Here is a 14402-nt window from a genome sequence, read left to right as displayed (position 1 = left end):
CACGTAAGGCAAGCCTTACTTCGCGGGCCCCGGGGGACCTGGCGCACGGGGCGCACCCACCGGGTTCCTACACTCCACCCCATGGATGCGCCCCCCACCGCGTCGGCCGTCGAGGCCGTCGGACTGGTCAAGCGATACGGCGCCACGACCGCGGTGGACGGCCTCGACCTGACCGTGCGCCCCGGCACCGTGACCGCCGTGCTCGGGCCCAACGGCGCGGGCAAGACCACCACCATCGAGCTGTGCGAGGGCTACCGCGCCCCCGACGCCGGGCGGCTGCGCGTGCTCGGCCTCGACCCGGTGGCCGACGCCGCGGCGCTGCGCCCCAGGATCGGCGTGATGCTCCAGAGCGGCGGCGTCTACCCCGGCGTCCGCGCGATCGAGATGCTCACGCACGTCGCCAGGCTGCACGCGCACCCCCTCGACGTGGCCGAGCTGGCCGAACGCCTCGGGCTCGCCTCGTGCGGGCGCACCCCCTACCGCCGCCTCTCCGGCGGCCAGCGCCAGCGGCTCGCCCTCGCGCTCGCCGTGGTGGGCCGCCCCGAGCTGGTCTTCCTCGACGAGCCCACCGCGGGCCTCGACCCACAGGCCAGGCGCGCCACCTGGGAGTTGATCGGCGAGCTGCGCGCCGACGGGGTGACCACCGTGCTGAGCACCCACACCATGGAGGAGGCCGAGGAGCTGGCCGACGACGTGGCGATCGTGGACGCGGGCCGGGTCATCGCGCGGGGCACCCCGGCCGAGCTGTGCGGCGGTGGCGGCGACGTGCTGCGCTTCGCGGGCCGCCCCGGACTCGACCTGGTGTCGCTGCGCCAGGCGCTCCCGGTGGGCGGCGACGCGGCGGAGCCGAGCCCCGGCAGCTATGTGGTCACCGGCGACGTGGACCCCAGGCTGCTGGCCACGGTCACCGCGTGGTGCGCCCAGCACGGGGTCCTGGCCGACCGGATCACCACCAGGCGCCACACGCTCGAGGACGTCTTCCTCGAGCTGACCGGCAAGGAGCTGCGGCCATGACGGAGACCCGGACCCACACCGGGCGCCACACCCCGAGGCCAGGCGCGGCGCCGCTGCCGCGGATGATCGCCGCGCAGGCCGCGTTGGAGACCCGGATGCTGCTGCGCCACGGCGAGCAGCTGCTGCTCACGGTCGTCATCCCGACGCTGCTGCTCGTGCTGTTCAGCGCGGTGGACATCGTGTCGGCGGCCGGGGACACGCGCGCGGAGCGCGTCGACTTCCTCGCCCCGGGCGTCCTCGCGCTCGCCGTGCTGTCGACCGCGTTCACCGGGCAGGCCATCGCCACGGGGTACGAGCGGCGTTACGGCGTGCTCAAACGCCTCGCCACCTCGCCGCTGCCGCGCTGGGGGCTGATGTGCGGCAAGACGGGCGCGGTGCTGGTGACCCTGCTCCTCCAGACCGCCCTGCTGACCGGGATCGCCCTGGCCCTGGGCTGGTCCCCGCGCGGCAACGCCCTGGGCGCGGCACTCCTGATGCTGCTCGGCACCGCGGCCTGCTCGGGCCTCGGGCTGCTGATGGCCGGGACCCTGCGCGCCGAGGCGACGCTGGCCGCGGCCAACCTGGTCTTCGTCCTGCTGCTGTTCTTCGGCGGGGTGATCATCCCGCTCGACGACTTCCCCGACGAGCTGCGGGCGGTGCTCGAGGCACTCCCGGTGAGCGCGCTCTCGGGCGGCCTGCGCGACATCCTGCGCGACGGCGCGGGCCTCCCCTGGGCGGACGCGGCCACGCTGGCCGCGTGGTCGGCGGCGGGACTGGCCGCCGCGGGCCACTTCTTCCGCTGGGAGTGATCAGGGGGCTGACGCCCCCGGCAGGCACGACGCGCTGGTCGCCGCCGGACACCCAGGACCCCGCCGGTCCTGCCGAGGCGAGCACGAACGCGCGCAGGCAACGGTCCGGGACCCCGCCCGAGCGACCTCCCGAGGACCCCACCCGTGGGAGCACCCCCCACACCCCGGAGGTGCTCGCTCGCGACGACGCGAGCTGTTCGCCCGGACAGGACCGAGGCGGCTCAGCGCGGCCCCTCGTGAAACCGTGCACAAGCCGAGGGCCTACGATGTGCGCGTGCCGAAAGCAGTGCGAAACCCCCTCGCCCTCATCGCAGAGCGCTGGACCCCACGCCCGGCGACCGTGCGCCGGGCCGCGCTGGCCGCGCTGGTCATGAGCGTGGTGATCGTCGTCACGGGCGGCGCGGTCCGCCTCACCGGGTCGGGCCTCGGCTGCGACACCTGGCCCAAGTGCAGCGACGAGAGCCTGGTCGCCACCTCGGAGATGGGCGTCCACGGCGCGATCGAGTTCGGCAACCGCCTGATGTCCTACGTGGTCTCGGCCGCGGTCGGCTGGTTCATCGTCGCCGCCCGGTGCGCGAAGCCGCGCCGCAGGGAGCTGACCCGGCTCGGCTGGCTCCAGTTCTGGATCGTGATGACCAACGCCGTGATCGGCGGCATCACCGTACGGACCGAGCTCAACCCCTGGATCGTCGCGTCCCACTTCCTTGCCGCGATGGCGCTGCTGACCGCGACGACCGTCTCCTGGCAGCGCGCCCGCGAGGGCGACGCCCCGCCAAGGCCGCTGGTCGGCATCCCGCTGCGGCGCGCGATCGGCGGGCTCACGCTGCTGACGGCCGCCCTCGTGGTGGTCGGCACCGCGGTGACCGGCAGCGGCAAGCACTCGGGCGACACCAGCGGGCACATCGAGCGGATGCCGTTCGACTGGGACACCATCACGCGCGCGCACTCCGCGCTCGCCTGGCTCGTGGTGCTCGGCACGCTGGCCGTGCTCGCCGGGCTGCGCCTGATGGACGCCCCGCGGGGGGCGCGGGCCCGCGCCCGCGACCTGCTGCTGATCCTGCTGGCCCAGGGCGTCATCGGCTATGTCCAGTACGCGCTCGACGAGCCCGCGTGGCTGGTCGGCGGCCACCTGCTCGGCGCCACCCTGGTGTGGATCGCGGCGCTGCGCCTCTGGCTCGCCACCCGCGACCGCGAAGAGGCGGCCACCGCCCCGGTGCCCCGGGACGGCGCCGCCCCGGCCGAGCCCCCGACCCGCGAGCCCGCGACCTCGGCCTGACCCCCGGGGCCGCCCTCCGCTACGCGGCGGCTACGCGGCGCTCTCCTTGGGCGACGCCTGCTGGAGCACCTCGAACGACCACAGCGTGGCGCCGGACGCCGGGGAGGTGCGCCGCTCCTCACCCTGGTGCGCCTCCCGCATGGACCCCTTCGTCCAGTTCGCGAAGTCCTCCTCGCTGCGCCAGCGCGTATAGACGAGATAGGTGTCGGTGCCCTCCACCGGCCTCAACAGCTCGAACCACTCGAATCCGTCAGCCCCCTCCACCAGCCCCGCACGGGCCGCGAAGCGGGCCTCGAACTCCTCCCGGCGCTCCTCGGGCACGGTCACGGCGTTGATCTTCACAACGGACACGGGATCTCCTCGCGTTTCTCGGGCCGGTGCGGTCCTCCTCGCTCCGGCACCTGTGCGAGCAGTGTCCTACATCCTCGGGAGCGGACGCCGGGGCGAGGAAGGGCCGATCCTTCCTGACCCCCCGCCGCCCCCGCGCGGCGGGCCGGGAGCGGCGGGGGTGTCCTCCGTCCAGCACGCCCCGCTTTCGCGCCCCCCGCGTCGGCCGCACGATGGGCCCATGCGCACAGAAGACCTCCCCGCGCCCGACACCGGGATCCTGCTGACCCACTTCCTGACCGTCCGCGACGTGCCGCGCTCGCGGCGCTTCTACAGCGAGGTGCTCGGCGGCACGGTGGTGCTCGACGAGAACCCCTGCGTCGTCAAGCTGGCCAACGGCTGGATCATCATGAACCCGGGCGGAGGGCCGACCCCCGACAAGCCGGATGTGACCCTGGCCCCGCCGGAGGACCGGGGCGCGGCCTCCGCGTTCCTCAACATCCGGGTCGCGGACATCGCCGCGTGCCACCGGGAGTGGAGCGCCAAGGGGGCGGAGTTCCTGACGCCGCCGCTCGACCGCAAGGCCGAGCTGCGCTGCTATCTGCGCGACCCCGACGGCTACCTGATCGAGGTCGGCCAGGCGACGGGCATGCTGAGCGGCGTCTTCGCCGACCCGACGCCCGGCGCGTCGGGCGGCCGGAAAAGCGGATGACCCCGCGGCCGGGCCCATGACAGGCTCGGCCGCATGACGGACGGTGGCGCGCGTGGTGTCCAGGCTCTCTTCGCCCGCGGGCGCCTGATCGCGATCCCCCGCCGGGTCGACCGCCGCGAGCAGCTGCTCGCGCACCTGAGCGAGACGCTGTTCGAGCGGGGGCGCGCGTACAGCGAGCGCGAGGTCAACGACCGGCTGCGCACCGTTCACGAGGACTGCGCGGCGCTGCGCCGCTACCTCGTGGACGACGGCTGGCTGACCAGGTCCCCCGACGGCGGCAGCTACCTGCGCGCCCGGTAGACCGCGCCGCCGCCCCCGTCGTCGCCGCCGATCTGGAGCCCGGCCATGCGCGACCACTCGTAGGGCCCGCTGCGCATGCGCGCGGCCAGCTCGCCTTCGAGCGTCTCGTGGAGGGTGACGCCCGCCCGCTCGGCCGCCTCGGTGAGAGCCGCGCGGTCGCGGGCGACCAGGTCGCCCCACGCGCCGTCCGCGCCGACCAGCACGAGGCGGTGGCCTCGGGCGCCGAGGTGGGAGACCTGCCCATCGGCCGAGCCTCCATGGTCGGCGGCGAACGAGCGGACGCGCCGGGCCAGTCGCCCCACCTCGCGCCGGGCGGGACGTTCCCCCGCGGGCTCTGCGGTACCGGCGGGCTCGGCGGTCTTCGCGGTTTCAGCCATGCCCGCATTCTGCCCGGCGGGCGGGCTCAGCGCAGGAACGGGTCGATCGCGATGGCGAGGAAGACCAGCGACACATAGGTGATCGACCAGTGGAAGAGGCGCATCTCCTTGAGCTTCGCGCCCCGCGTCCCGGCCCGCGCCCTCCGGTGCAGCCCGTGCGCCTCCCAGAGCCACCAGCCGCCGGCCAGCGCCGCCACCAGCGGATAGAACCAGCCGGTGTACCCCAGCGGCCACAGCAGCAGCGAGACGGCGACCATCACCCAGCTGTAGAGGACGATCTGCCGCGCCACGACGGTGTTGGCCGCGACGACCGGCAGCATCGGGACGCCCACGCGCGCGTAGTCCTCCTTGACCTTCATGGACAGCGGCCAGTAGTGCGGCGGCGTCCAGAAGAACATCACCAGGAAGAGGATGACCGCGGCCCACGAGACCGTGCCGGTCACCGAGGACCAGCCGATCAGCACGGGCATGCAGCCCGCGATGCCGCCCCACACGATGTTCTGCGAGGTGCGGCGTTTCAGCCACATCGTGTAGACGATCACATAGAACAGCAGCGCGCCCAGCGCGAGGGCGGCCGAGGCCCAGTTGACCGTGAGCCCGAACCACAGCGTCGAGACCACCGCGAGCGCCAGGCCGAACGCCAGGCACTCGCCGGGTCGCACGACGCCCGTGACCAGCGGGCGGTTCCGCGTCCGGTCCATCAGCGCGTCGATGTCGCGGTCGATGTACATGTTCAGGGCGTTGGCCCCGCCCGCGGAGAGATAGCCGCCCAGGCACGTGGCGAACACCAGCCACAGGTCGGGCACGCCCTGCTCGGCGAGGAACATCACCGGCACGGTCGTGGTCAGCAGCAGCTCGATGATGCGCGGCTTGGTGAGGGCGAAGAACGCCTTGACCCTGGCTCCCCGTGTCCAGTGGCCTGGATGCGGGCGGACGCCCTCCACGGGACGGGAATCGACGGCCGTCACGGACACCCCTGATAGATGCGACATCAGCGATCACGCGCTGCGGGCGGAGAAGCGGGCCCCCGCCGGCGAACCGGCTGGTGAGAGCCCGCGCGTACCACGTCACTCTAGACGCCCGGCTTGCGCGACTTGTCGCCGGGGCCCCTCGGCGGCCTGGAGTGCCGGAACGCCCGGGCTGGGGCACCCTGGAGACGTGGGCGTCCCGTGCCGAGGGTCACCCGGGTGCCGCGCGTCCCGGCGGTAGGCTCGACACGCCGGTGAGGACGCTGTGCCGCCAGGCGGAGAGGATCGTTCACCGGCCTGACTCATGTGGAGAGGAGCCCTGACGCAGGGTGAGCAACAAGCCGACCACCTCAGATCTCGAATGGTCAGACCTTGACCAGCGGGCCGTCGACACCGCCCGGGTCCTGGCCATGGACGCCGTGCAGAAGGTCGGGAACGGCCACCCCGGCACGGCGATGAGCCTGGCGCCCGCGGCCTATGTGCTGTTCCAGAAGCTGATGCGGCACGACCCCTCCGAGCCCGACTGGGCGGGCCGGGACCGCTTCGTCCTCTCGGTGGGGCACTCGAGCCTCACGCTCTACGTCCAGCTCTTCCTGGCCGGTTACGGCCTCGAGCTGGACGACCTCAAGTCCTTCCGCACGTGGGGCTCCCGCACCCCTGGCCACCCCGAGTACGGGCACACCGTCGGCGTCGAGACCACCACGGGCCCGCTCGGCCAGGGCATCGGGAACGCCGTCGGCATGGCCATGGCGGCGCGTTACGAGCGCGGCCTGTTCGACCCGGACGCGGCCCCCGGCACGTCCCCGTTCGACCACACCATCTGGGTGTTCGCGGGCGACGGCTGCCTCCAGGAGGGCGTGGCCGCCGAGGCCGCGTCCCTGGCGGGCCACCAGAAGCTGGGCAATCTGGTGCTGCTCTACGACGACAACCACATCTCCATCGAGGGCGACACCCAGACCGCGTTCTCCGAGGACGTGCTGGCCCGCTTCGAGGCGTACGGCTGGCACGTCCAGCGCGTGGCGCCCCAGGAGAACGGCGACCTCGACCCGGCCGCCCTGCACGGCGCGTTCGCCGCGGCGCGGGGCGAGACCTCGCGGCCCTCGATCATCGCGGCCCGCTCGATCATCGCCTGGCCCGCGCCGCACGCGCAGAACACCGAGGCCGCGCACGGCTCGGCGCTCGGCGCCGACGAGGTCGCCGCGACCAAGCGCGTGCTCGGCTTCGACCCCGAGGTGGACTTCCCCGTCGATGAGGCCGTGATCGCGCACACCCTCGGCGCCGTCGAGCGCGGCCAGACGGCCCGCGCCGCCTGGGAGAAGCACCTCGCGGAGTGGCGCGTGGCGAACCCCGAGCGCGCCGCCGAGTTCGACCGGATCAGGGCGGGGCGGCTGCCCGAGGGCTGGGAGAAGGCCCTGCCGGACTTCGACGCGGGCACCGACGTGGCCACGCGCAAGGCGTCGGGGTCCGTGCTCAAGGCCCTCGGCGGCGTCGTCCCCGAGCTGTGGGGCGGCTCGGCCGACCTCGCGGGCTCGAACAACACCACGATCGACCCGTCCTCGTCGTTCCTGCCCGAGGGCAACCCCCTGGCCGAGGCCCGCCCTTACGGCAGGACCGTGCACTTCGGCATCCGCGAGCACGCCATGGGCTCGGCGATGAACGGCATCGCCCTGCACGGCAACACCCGCGTCTACGGCGGCACGTTCCTGGTCTTCTCCGACTACATGCGCCCGGCCGTGCGGCTCGCCGCGCTCATGAGGCTGCCCGTCACCTACGTCTGGACGCACGACTCCATCGGCCTGGGCGAGGACGGCCCGACCCACCAGCCGGTCGAGCACCTGTCCGCGCTGCGCGCCATCCCCGGGCTGAACGTCGTCCGCCCGGCCGACGCCAACGAGACGGTCATCGCCTGGCGCGAGATCCTGCGCCGCCACGGCAGCCACCCGGCCCCCCACGGCCTCGCGCTGACGCGGCAGAACGTCCCGGTGTACGCCGCCAACGAGGAGGCGGTCAGGGGCGGTTACGTCCACACCGAGGCCGAGGGCGGCACCCCCAAGGCCATCCTGCTCGCCACGGGCTCCGAGGTGCACATCGCGCTCGCCGCCCGCGAGCAGCTCCAGGCCGAGGGCGTGCCGACCCGCGTGGTCTCGCTGCCGTGCGTGGAGTGGTTCGAGGAGCAGGACCAGGCGTACCGCGACCGCGTCCTGCTGCCCGGCGTCAAGGCACGGGTCGCCGTGGAGGCGGGCGTCGGCCTGACCTGGCACCGTTATGTCGGGACGGCGGGGCGCGTCGTCTCGCTCGAGCACTTCGGCGCCTCCGCCGACCACAAGACGCTCTACCGCGAGTTCGGCATCACTCCGGAAGCCGTGGCGCAGGCCGCCAGGGAATCCCTGACGGCCTCGGCGCGCTGACACCGATACACGAGACAGCAGGAGATGCGATTTCCATGACCGACGCACTCAAGCGCCTCTCCCAAGAGGGTGTCGCGATCTGGCTTGACGACCTGTCGCGCACGATGATCACATCGGGCCACCTGGGCGAGCTGCTCGACCAGCAGCACGTGGTGGGCATCACCACCAACCCCACGATCTTCCAGAAGGCGATCTCCGCGGGCGACGGATACCAGGAGCAGGTCGCCGACCTCGCCGCCCGCCGCGTCACGGTCGAGGAGGCGCTGCGCATGATCACCACCGCCGACGTGCGCGACGCCGCCGACGTGCTGCGCCCGGTGTACGAGGCGACCGGCGGGCTCGACGGCCGGGTCTCCATCGAGGTGGACCCCAGGCTCGCCCACAACACCAGGGCCACCATCGCCGAGGCCAAGCAGCTGGCCTGGCTGGTCGACCGGCCCAACACGTTCATCAAGATCCCGGCCACCCGCGCCGGGCTGCCCGCCATCACCGAGACCATCGGGCGCGGCATCAGCGTCAACGTCACGCTGATCTTCTCGCTCCAGCGCTACCGCGAGGTGATGGACGCCTACCAGAAGGGCCTGGAGCAGGCCAAGGCGCGTGGGCTCGACCTGTCCACGATCTACTCGGTGGCGTCGTTCTTCGTCTCCCGCGTGGACACCGAGATCGACAAGCGCCTCGACGCGCTGGGCACCGACGAGGCGAAGGCGCTGCGCGGCAAGGCAGCCGTCGCCAACGCCCGCCTCGCGTACCAGGCGTTCGAGGAGGTCACGGCGGCCGACCGCTGGCAGGCCCTGGCGCGCGACGGCGCCAACGCGCAGCGCCCGCTGTGGGCGTCCACCGGCGTGAAGGACCCCGACTACCCCGACACGCTCTACGTCACCGAGCTGGTCGCCCCGGGCACCGTCAACACCATGCCGGGCGCCACGCTGCGGGCCACCGAGGACCACGGCGAGATCACGGGCGACACGGTCGCGGGCACCTACGAGCAGGCGCGCGCCGACCTGGACGCCCTCGAGAAGGTCGGCGTCTCCTACGACGACGTCGTCCAGGTGCTCGAGGACGAGGGCGTCGAGAAGTTCGAGACGTCCTGGCTCGGCCTGCTCGACTCGACCAAGGCGGAGCTGGAACGCCTGGCGGACGGGGAGGACTGAGCGAGCCGTGAGCGGCACCGCGAGCCACAACCCCCTTCGCAGTTCGCAGGACCGGCGGCTCCCGCGCATCGCGGGGCCCTCGGGTCTCGTCATCTTCGGCGTCACCGGCGACCTCTCCCGCAAGAAGCTCATGCCGGCCGTCTACGACCTCGCCAACCGGGGGCTGCTGCCCCCGGGGTTCTCGCTGGTGGGCTTCGCCCGCAGGGACTGGGCCGACGAGGACTTCTGCGAGGTCGTCCACGACTCGGTCAAGCAGTACGCGCGCACCCCGTTCCGCGAGGAGGTGTGGCGGCAGCTGGCCGAGGGGATGCGTTTCGTCCCCGGCGTCTTCGACGACGACGAGGCGTTCGCGTCGCTGCGCTCGACCATCGAGGAGCTGGACAAGCAGCGCGGCACCGGCGGGAACTTCGCGTTCTACCTGTCCGTGCCGCCGAAGTTCTTCCCCACGGTGACCCGCCAGCTCAAGAAGCACGGACTGGCCGACGCCCCCGCGGACTCGTGGCGGCGGGCGGTCATCGAGAAGCCGTTCGGGCACGACCTGATCTCCGCCCAGGAGCTCAACCAGGTCGTGCACGAGGTCTTCCCGCCGCACGAGGTCTTCAGGATCGACCACTACCTCGGCAAGGAGACGGTCCAGAACATCCTGGCGCTCCGGTTCGCCAACACGATGTTCGAGCCCATCTGGAACCGCAGCTTCGTCGACCACGTGCAGATCACGATGGCCGAGGACATCGGCATCGGCGGCAGGGCCGGGTATTACGACGGCATCGGCGCGGCCCGAGACGTCATCCAGAACCACCTCCTCCAGCTGCTCGCGCTGACCGCGATGGAGGAGCCCGCCTCGTTCGACGCCGACGCGCTGGTCACCGAGAAGCTCAAGGTGCTCCACGCCGTCAAGCTCCCGACCGACCTGGGCCGCCACACCGTGCGCGGCCAGTACACCGCGGGCTGGCAGGGCGGCCAGAAGGTCGGGGGCTATCTGGAGGAGGAGGGCATCGACTCCGCGTCGACGACCGACACCTACGCCGCGATGCGCCTCGAGGTCGACAACCGCCGCTGGGCGGGCGTCCCTTTCTACCTGCGCACCGGCAAGCGCCTCGGCCGGCGGGTCACGGAGATCGCGGTGGTCTTCCAACGCGCCCCGTACTCGCCGTTCAACGCCACCGACACCCAGGAGCTCGGCCACAACGCCCTGGTGATCCGCGTCCAGCCGGACGAGGGCATCACGGTCAGGTTCGGCTCGAAGGTGCCGGGGACCCAGATGGAGATCAGGGACGTCACGATGGACTTCGCGTACGGCGAGTCCTTCACGGAGTCGAGCCCCGAGGCGTACGAGCGGCTGCTGCTCGACGTGCTCCTCGGCGACGCCAACCTCTTCCCCCGCCACCAGGAGGTCGAACGCTCCTGGGAGATCCTCGACCCGGTCGAGAAGCACTGGGCGAGCCACGGCAAGCCCGAGCCGTACACCTCGGGCAGCTGGGGCCCCACGGCGGCTGACGACATGCTCGCACGCGACGGACGGAGCTGGCGCCGGCCATGAACATCGACCTGACGGACACCACGTCGAGCCAGCTGAACGCCGCGCTCATCCAGGCCCGCAGGGCGGTCGGCTCGGCCGTGGGCATGGTGCTGACCCTGGTCATCGTCACCGACGAGGGGAACCACTACGACGCCCTGCGCGCCGCGAGCGAGGCGTCCAAGGAGCATCCCTCGCGGATCCTGGTGGTCATCAAGCGCCCAGGCCGCTCGCCCCGCGAGCGGGCCATGGCGCGCCTGGACGCCGAGGTCCGCGTCGGCGCGGACGTCGGCAACGGCGAAACGGTCCTGCTGCGGCTGCACGGCGAGTTGGCGAACCACGCCTACAGCGTCGTGATGCCCCTCCTGCTCCCCGACGCCCCCGTGGTGGTGTGGTGGCCCGAGGACGCGCCGGAGGACCCCGCGAAGGACCTGCTCGGCACCCTCGCCCAGCGCCGCATCACCGACGCGGCGTCCACCGAGGACCCGGTGGCCGCGCTCGCCTCCAGGGCCGAGGTGTACGCGCCTGGGGACACGGACCTGGCCTGGACCCGGGTCACCCCGTGGCGCAGCGTGCTCGCGGCGGCGCTCGACCAGAAGCACAGCAAGATCGTGTCGGCCGAGGTGGAGGGCGAGGAGTACAACCCCAGCACCGAGCTGCTCGCCATGTGGCTGGCCGAGCGCCTCGCGGTGCCGGTCGAGCGCGTCGTGTCGCCGGGCCCCGGGATCACGGCGGTGCGGCTGACGACCGAGGACGGCGACATCTGCCTCGACCGCTCGGACGGCTCGCTCGCGCTGCTCGCGGTGCCGGGACAGCCCGACCGGCACGTGGCGTTGAACCGCCGCACCATGGCCGAGCTGATCGCCGAGGAGCTGCGGCGCCTCGACCCTGACGAGGCGTACGAGCAGGCGGTGCGCCACGGCGTCGGCAACCTCCAGCGGCCCGGGCCGAGGAGCGCCGAGGCCAACGGGAACGGCACGGCCCCCGCCGCCCCCGCGCAGGGCGGAAAGGCCGCCGCGAACAAGACGGCCGAGAAGGCCGAGGCGTCGCGGGAGCGGCCTTCATGACGCCCCCGCCCGACCTGGCCGTCCTCGTCCACCGGGACAAGGAGCTGATGGCGCACGCCGCCGCGGCCCGGCTGATCACCGCGATCACCGACGCCCAGGCCGCGTCGGGATCCGCCTCGGTGGTGCTGACCGGGGGCCGGAACGGGAACGGCCTGCTGGCCGCGCTCGCCGGCTCCCCGGCCAGGGAGGCGGTCGACTGGCACCACGTCGAGCTGTGGTGGGGTGACGAGCGGTTCCTCCCGGACGGCCACCCCGACCGCAACCACACCCAGGCGCGCGAGGCCCTGCTCGACGCGCTGCCCCTCGACGCGCGCCGGGTCCACCCCATGCCCGCGTCCGACGGCCCGCACGGCGGCGACCCGGAGGCGGCGGCAGCGGCGTACGCGGCCGAGCTGGCCGCCGTGCCGGGCCCGTTCGACGTGCTGCTGCTCGGCGTCGGGCCCGACACACATGTCGCGTCGCTGTTCCCGGGGCATCCGGCGGTGCGAGTGACCGACCGGACGGTGACCGCGGTCACCGAGGCGCCCAAGCCCCCGCCCACCCGCATCTCGCTGACCCTGCCCGCGATCCGCTCGGCGCGCGAGGTGTGGCTGCTCGCGGCGGGCGAGGACAAGGCCGAGGCGGCGGCCACCGCGTTGGGCACCGACGACGCCACGCGCGCCCCCGCGTCGGGCGCGCGCGGCGCCCGCACGCTGTGGCTGCTCGACGAGGCCGCCGCCGCGGGAATCCCCCAGGCGGCGGCCTCGGACGGCTAACGCCCCCGCAACTCCCGGTAGGCGGCGACGAGTCCGGCCGTCGACGGGTCGAGCCCCGGCACCTCCGCGCCCTCGGTGAGCGCGGGCTCGACCCGCTTGGCCAGCACCTTGCCCAGCTCGACGCCCCACTGGTCGAACGAGTCGATGTCCCACACGGCGCCCTGCACGAACACCTTGTGCTCGTACAGGGCGACCAGCTGACCCAGCACCGACGGGCTCAGCTCGGGCGCCAGGATCGTGGTCGTCGGGCGGCTCCCGGGGAACGTGCGGTGCGGCACCAGCTCGTCCGCGACCCCCTCGGCCCGCACCTCGTCGGGCGTCCTGCCGAAGGCGAGCGCCTGGCCCTGCGCGAAGAGGTTGGCCATCAACAGGTCGTGCTGCGCGGCCAGATCGTCCGCCAGCTCGGCCACGGGCCGCGCGAAGCCGATGAGGTCGGCCGGGATCAGCCTGGTGCCCTGGTGCAGCAACTGGTAGTACGCGTGCTGCCCGTTGGTGCCGGGAGTGCCCCATACCACGGGCCCCGTCCCCCAGCCGACCTGGCGCCCCTGCCGGTCCACGCGCTTGCCGTTGGACTCCATGTCGAGCTGCTGGAGATAGGCGGTGAAACGCGCCAGGTAGTGGCTGTAGGGCAGCACGGCGTGCGACTGGGCGTCGAAGAACCCGCCGTACCAGACGCCGAGCAGGCCGAGCAGCAGCGGGACGTTCTCCTCGGGCGGCGCGGTCCTGAAGTGCTCGTCCACCAGCCGGAACCCGTCGAGCATCTCGCGGAAGCGCAGCGGCCCGATCGCGATCATCAGCGAGAGCCCGATCGCGGAGTCGTAGGAGTAACGGCCGCCGACCCAGTCCCAGAACTCGAACATGTTGGCCGTGTCGATGCCGAACGCCGCGACCTTCTCGGCGTTGGTCGAGACGGCCACGAAGTGCCGCGCCACGGCCGCCTCGTCGCCGCCGAGCCCTTCGAGCAGCCAGCGGCGGGCCGAGGTGGCGTTGGTGATGGTCTCGATGGTCGTGAACGTCTTGGACGCCACGATGAACAGCGTCTCGGCCGGGTCGAGCCCCCGCAGCGCCTCGTGCAGGTCGGCGCCGTCCACGTTGGAGACGAAGCGGAAGTCCACCTCCCGTGCGGAGAACGGCCGCAGCACCTCGTACGCCATGGCGGGTCCCAGGTCGGAGCCGCCGATGCCCAGGTTCACCACGGCCCTGATGCGCCGCCCCGTGTGCCCGGTCCACTCCCCCGAGCGCACCCGGTCGGCGAAGTCGGCCATGCGGTCGAGGACCGCGTGCACGGCGGGCACGACGTTCTCGCCGTCGACCTCGACCACGGCGTCCGCGGGGGCGCGCAGCGCGGTGTGCAGCACGGCGCGGCCCTCGGTGACGTTGATCTTCTCGCCGCGGAACATCGCGTCCCGCAGCCCTGCCACGTCCGTCGCCGCCGCCAGGTCGCGCAGCAGGCGCAGCGTCTCGTCGGTCACCAGCTGCTTGGCGAAGTCGACGCGCAGATCGCCGACGCGCAGCACATACCGCCCGGCTCGGCCCGGGTCGCGCGCGAACAGCTCGCGCAGGCTCACCTCCCCGAGCTCCTGGCGGTGCTTGCCCAGCGCGTCCCACTCCGCCATCCGATCGAGCCTGGCCCGGCCAGTCGCGTTCATCTCGCCCTCAGCCCATCCGTCCACGTGAGTCGTCTCCCCCGACGATCACCACGCTAGTCGATCCACCCGCCGACCGCCCGAACGCCGACTG

14 protein-coding genes are annotated in these 14402 nt (G+C 73.0%); 10 read left to right on the top strand and 4 right to left on the bottom strand.

Annotation, left to right across the window (positions count from 1 at the left end):
- Positions 1-81 precede the first annotated feature (81 nt).
- The 3 genes from D7318_RS26080 to D7318_RS26070 all read left to right on the top strand — a co-directional run bounded on the left by D7318_RS26080 (position 82) and on the right by D7318_RS26070 (position 3078).
- Positions 82-1014 carry an ABC transporter ATP-binding protein gene (locus D7318_RS26080; RefSeq protein ID WP_120699666.1) on the top strand — a complete coding sequence of 311 codons (933 nt, stop codon included), beginning with the start codon at positions 82-84 and terminating at the stop codon, positions 1012-1014.
- A complete protein-coding gene (locus D7318_RS26075) occupies positions 1011-1802 on the top strand; it encodes an ABC transporter permease (protein ID WP_120699665.1) in 792 nt (263 codons plus the stop codon). The genes D7318_RS26080 and D7318_RS26075 overlap by 4 nt, the downstream gene beginning before the upstream one ends.
- 274 nt (positions 1803-2076) lie before the next feature.
- A complete protein-coding gene (locus D7318_RS26070; RefSeq protein ID WP_230424081.1) occupies positions 2077-3078 on the top strand; it encodes a COX15/CtaA family protein in 1002 nt (333 codons plus the stop codon).
- 30 nt (positions 3079-3108) lie between these two features.
- Here the strand turns inward: D7318_RS26070 and D7318_RS26065 are convergent, their stop codons facing one another.
- Positions 3109-3429 (bottom strand): antibiotic biosynthesis monooxygenase family protein, encoded by a 321-nt coding sequence (locus tag D7318_RS26065; protein ID WP_120699663.1) that lies wholly within the window; start codon positions 3427-3429, stop codon positions 3109-3111.
- 217 nt (positions 3430-3646) lie between these two features.
- Between D7318_RS26065 and D7318_RS26060 the strand changes: the two genes are divergently transcribed.
- Both D7318_RS26060 and D7318_RS26055 read left to right on the top strand, forming a co-directional pair.
- Complete coding sequence (locus D7318_RS26060; RefSeq protein ID WP_120699662.1) at positions 3647-4117, top strand: VOC family protein; 471 nt, start codon at positions 3647-3649, stop codon at positions 4115-4117.
- A gap of 33 nt (positions 4118-4150) precedes the next feature.
- Positions 4151-4417, top strand: coding sequence for a DUF2087 domain-containing protein (locus D7318_RS26055; protein ID WP_120699661.1), 267 nt, complete (start codon positions 4151-4153; stop codon positions 4415-4417).
- Here the strand turns inward: D7318_RS26055 and D7318_RS26050 are convergent.
- Positions 4399-4794, bottom strand: a complete 396-nt coding sequence (locus D7318_RS26050; protein ID WP_120699660.1) for a hypothetical protein — start codon at positions 4792-4794, stop codon at positions 4399-4401. The genes D7318_RS26055 and D7318_RS26050 overlap by 19 nt on opposite strands.
- A 26-nt stretch (positions 4795-4820) precedes the next feature.
- On the bottom strand, positions 4821-5768 hold the full coding sequence (locus D7318_RS26045; RefSeq protein WP_230424090.1) for a heme o synthase: 948 nt from the start codon (positions 5766-5768) through the stop codon (positions 4821-4823).
- A 323-nt stretch (positions 5769-6091) separates the two neighbouring features.
- Here D7318_RS26045 and tkt point away from each other — a divergent pair, with 323 nt between their 5' ends.
- From tkt to pgl, 5 genes are read left to right on the top strand one after another with little or no spacing between them, the layout of a single operon-like run.
- Complete coding sequence (gene tkt / locus D7318_RS26040; protein WP_120699658.1) at positions 6092-8170, top strand: transketolase; 2079 nt, start codon at positions 6092-6094, stop codon at positions 8168-8170.
- Between the two features lie 35 nt (positions 8171-8205).
- Complete coding sequence (gene tal, locus D7318_RS26035; RefSeq protein ID WP_120699657.1) at positions 8206-9324, top strand: transaldolase; 1119 nt, start codon at positions 8206-8208, stop codon at positions 9322-9324.
- A gap of 7 nt (positions 9325-9331) precedes the next feature.
- On the top strand, positions 9332-10864 hold the full coding sequence (zwf, locus tag D7318_RS26030; protein ID WP_120699656.1) for a glucose-6-phosphate dehydrogenase: 1533 nt from the start codon (positions 9332-9334) through the stop codon (positions 10862-10864).
- Positions 10861-11907, top strand: a complete 1047-nt coding sequence (gene opcA, locus D7318_RS26025) for a glucose-6-phosphate dehydrogenase assembly protein OpcA (protein WP_120699655.1) — start codon at positions 10861-10863, stop codon at positions 11905-11907. Before zwf ends, opcA begins: the two co-directional genes overlap by 4 nt.
- A complete protein-coding gene (gene pgl / locus D7318_RS26020; RefSeq protein ID WP_120699654.1) occupies positions 11904-12662 on the top strand; it encodes a 6-phosphogluconolactonase in 759 nt (252 codons plus the stop codon). The genes opcA and pgl overlap by 4 nt, the downstream gene beginning before the upstream one ends.
- Here the strand turns inward: pgl and pgi are convergent.
- Positions 12659-14311: a glucose-6-phosphate isomerase gene (gene pgi / locus D7318_RS26015; protein WP_120699653.1), complete on the bottom strand. Its 1653-nt coding sequence runs from the start codon at positions 14309-14311 to the stop codon at positions 12659-12661. The two genes, pgl and pgi, sit on opposite strands and share 4 nt — an antisense overlap.
- Positions 14312-14402: the final 91 nt, after the last annotated feature.

This window comes from Streptomyces radicis (assembly GCF_003626575.1).
In the GTDB taxonomy this organism is placed as follows: Bacteria; Actinomycetota; Actinomycetes; order Streptomycetales; family Streptomycetaceae; genus Streptomyces; species Streptomyces radicis.
The sequence above is the reverse complement of the archived record's forward strand: the minus strand, read 5'-3'. Positions and strand labels throughout refer to the sequence as shown.

What these genes read in the sequence shown, in the direction of transcription:
- D7318_RS26080 (WP_120699666.1), top strand. Translation starts at nt 82, where the DNA reads ATGGATGCGCCCCCCACCGCGTCGGCCGTCGAGGCCGTCGGACTGGTC.
- D7318_RS26060 (WP_120699662.1), top strand. Translation starts at nt 3,647, where the DNA reads ATGCGCACAGAAGACCTCCCCGCGCCCGACACCGGGATCCTGCTGACC.
- D7318_RS26055 (WP_120699661.1), top strand. Translation starts at nt 4,151, where the DNA reads ATGACGGACGGTGGCGCGCGTGGTGTCCAGGCTCTCTTCGCCCGCGGG.
- D7318_RS26075 (WP_120699665.1), top strand. Translation starts at nt 1,011, where the DNA reads ATGACGGAGACCCGGACCCACACCGGGCGCCACACCCCGAGGCCAGGC.
- pgl (WP_120699654.1), top strand. Translation starts at nt 11,904, where the DNA reads ATGACGCCCCCGCCCGACCTGGCCGTCCTCGTCCACCGGGACAAGGAG.
- D7318_RS26050 (WP_120699660.1), bottom strand. Translation starts at nt 4,794, where the DNA reads ATGGCTGAAACCGCGAAGACCGCCGAGCCCGCCGGTACCGCAGAGCCC.
- opcA (WP_120699655.1), top strand. Translation starts at nt 10,861, where the DNA reads ATGAACATCGACCTGACGGACACCACGTCGAGCCAGCTGAACGCCGCG.
- tal (WP_120699657.1), top strand. Translation starts at nt 8,206, where the DNA reads ATGACCGACGCACTCAAGCGCCTCTCCCAAGAGGGTGTCGCGATCTGG.
- pgi (WP_120699653.1), bottom strand. Translation starts at nt 14,311, where the DNA reads ATGAACGCGACTGGCCGGGCCAGGCTCGATCGGATGGCGGAGTGGGAC.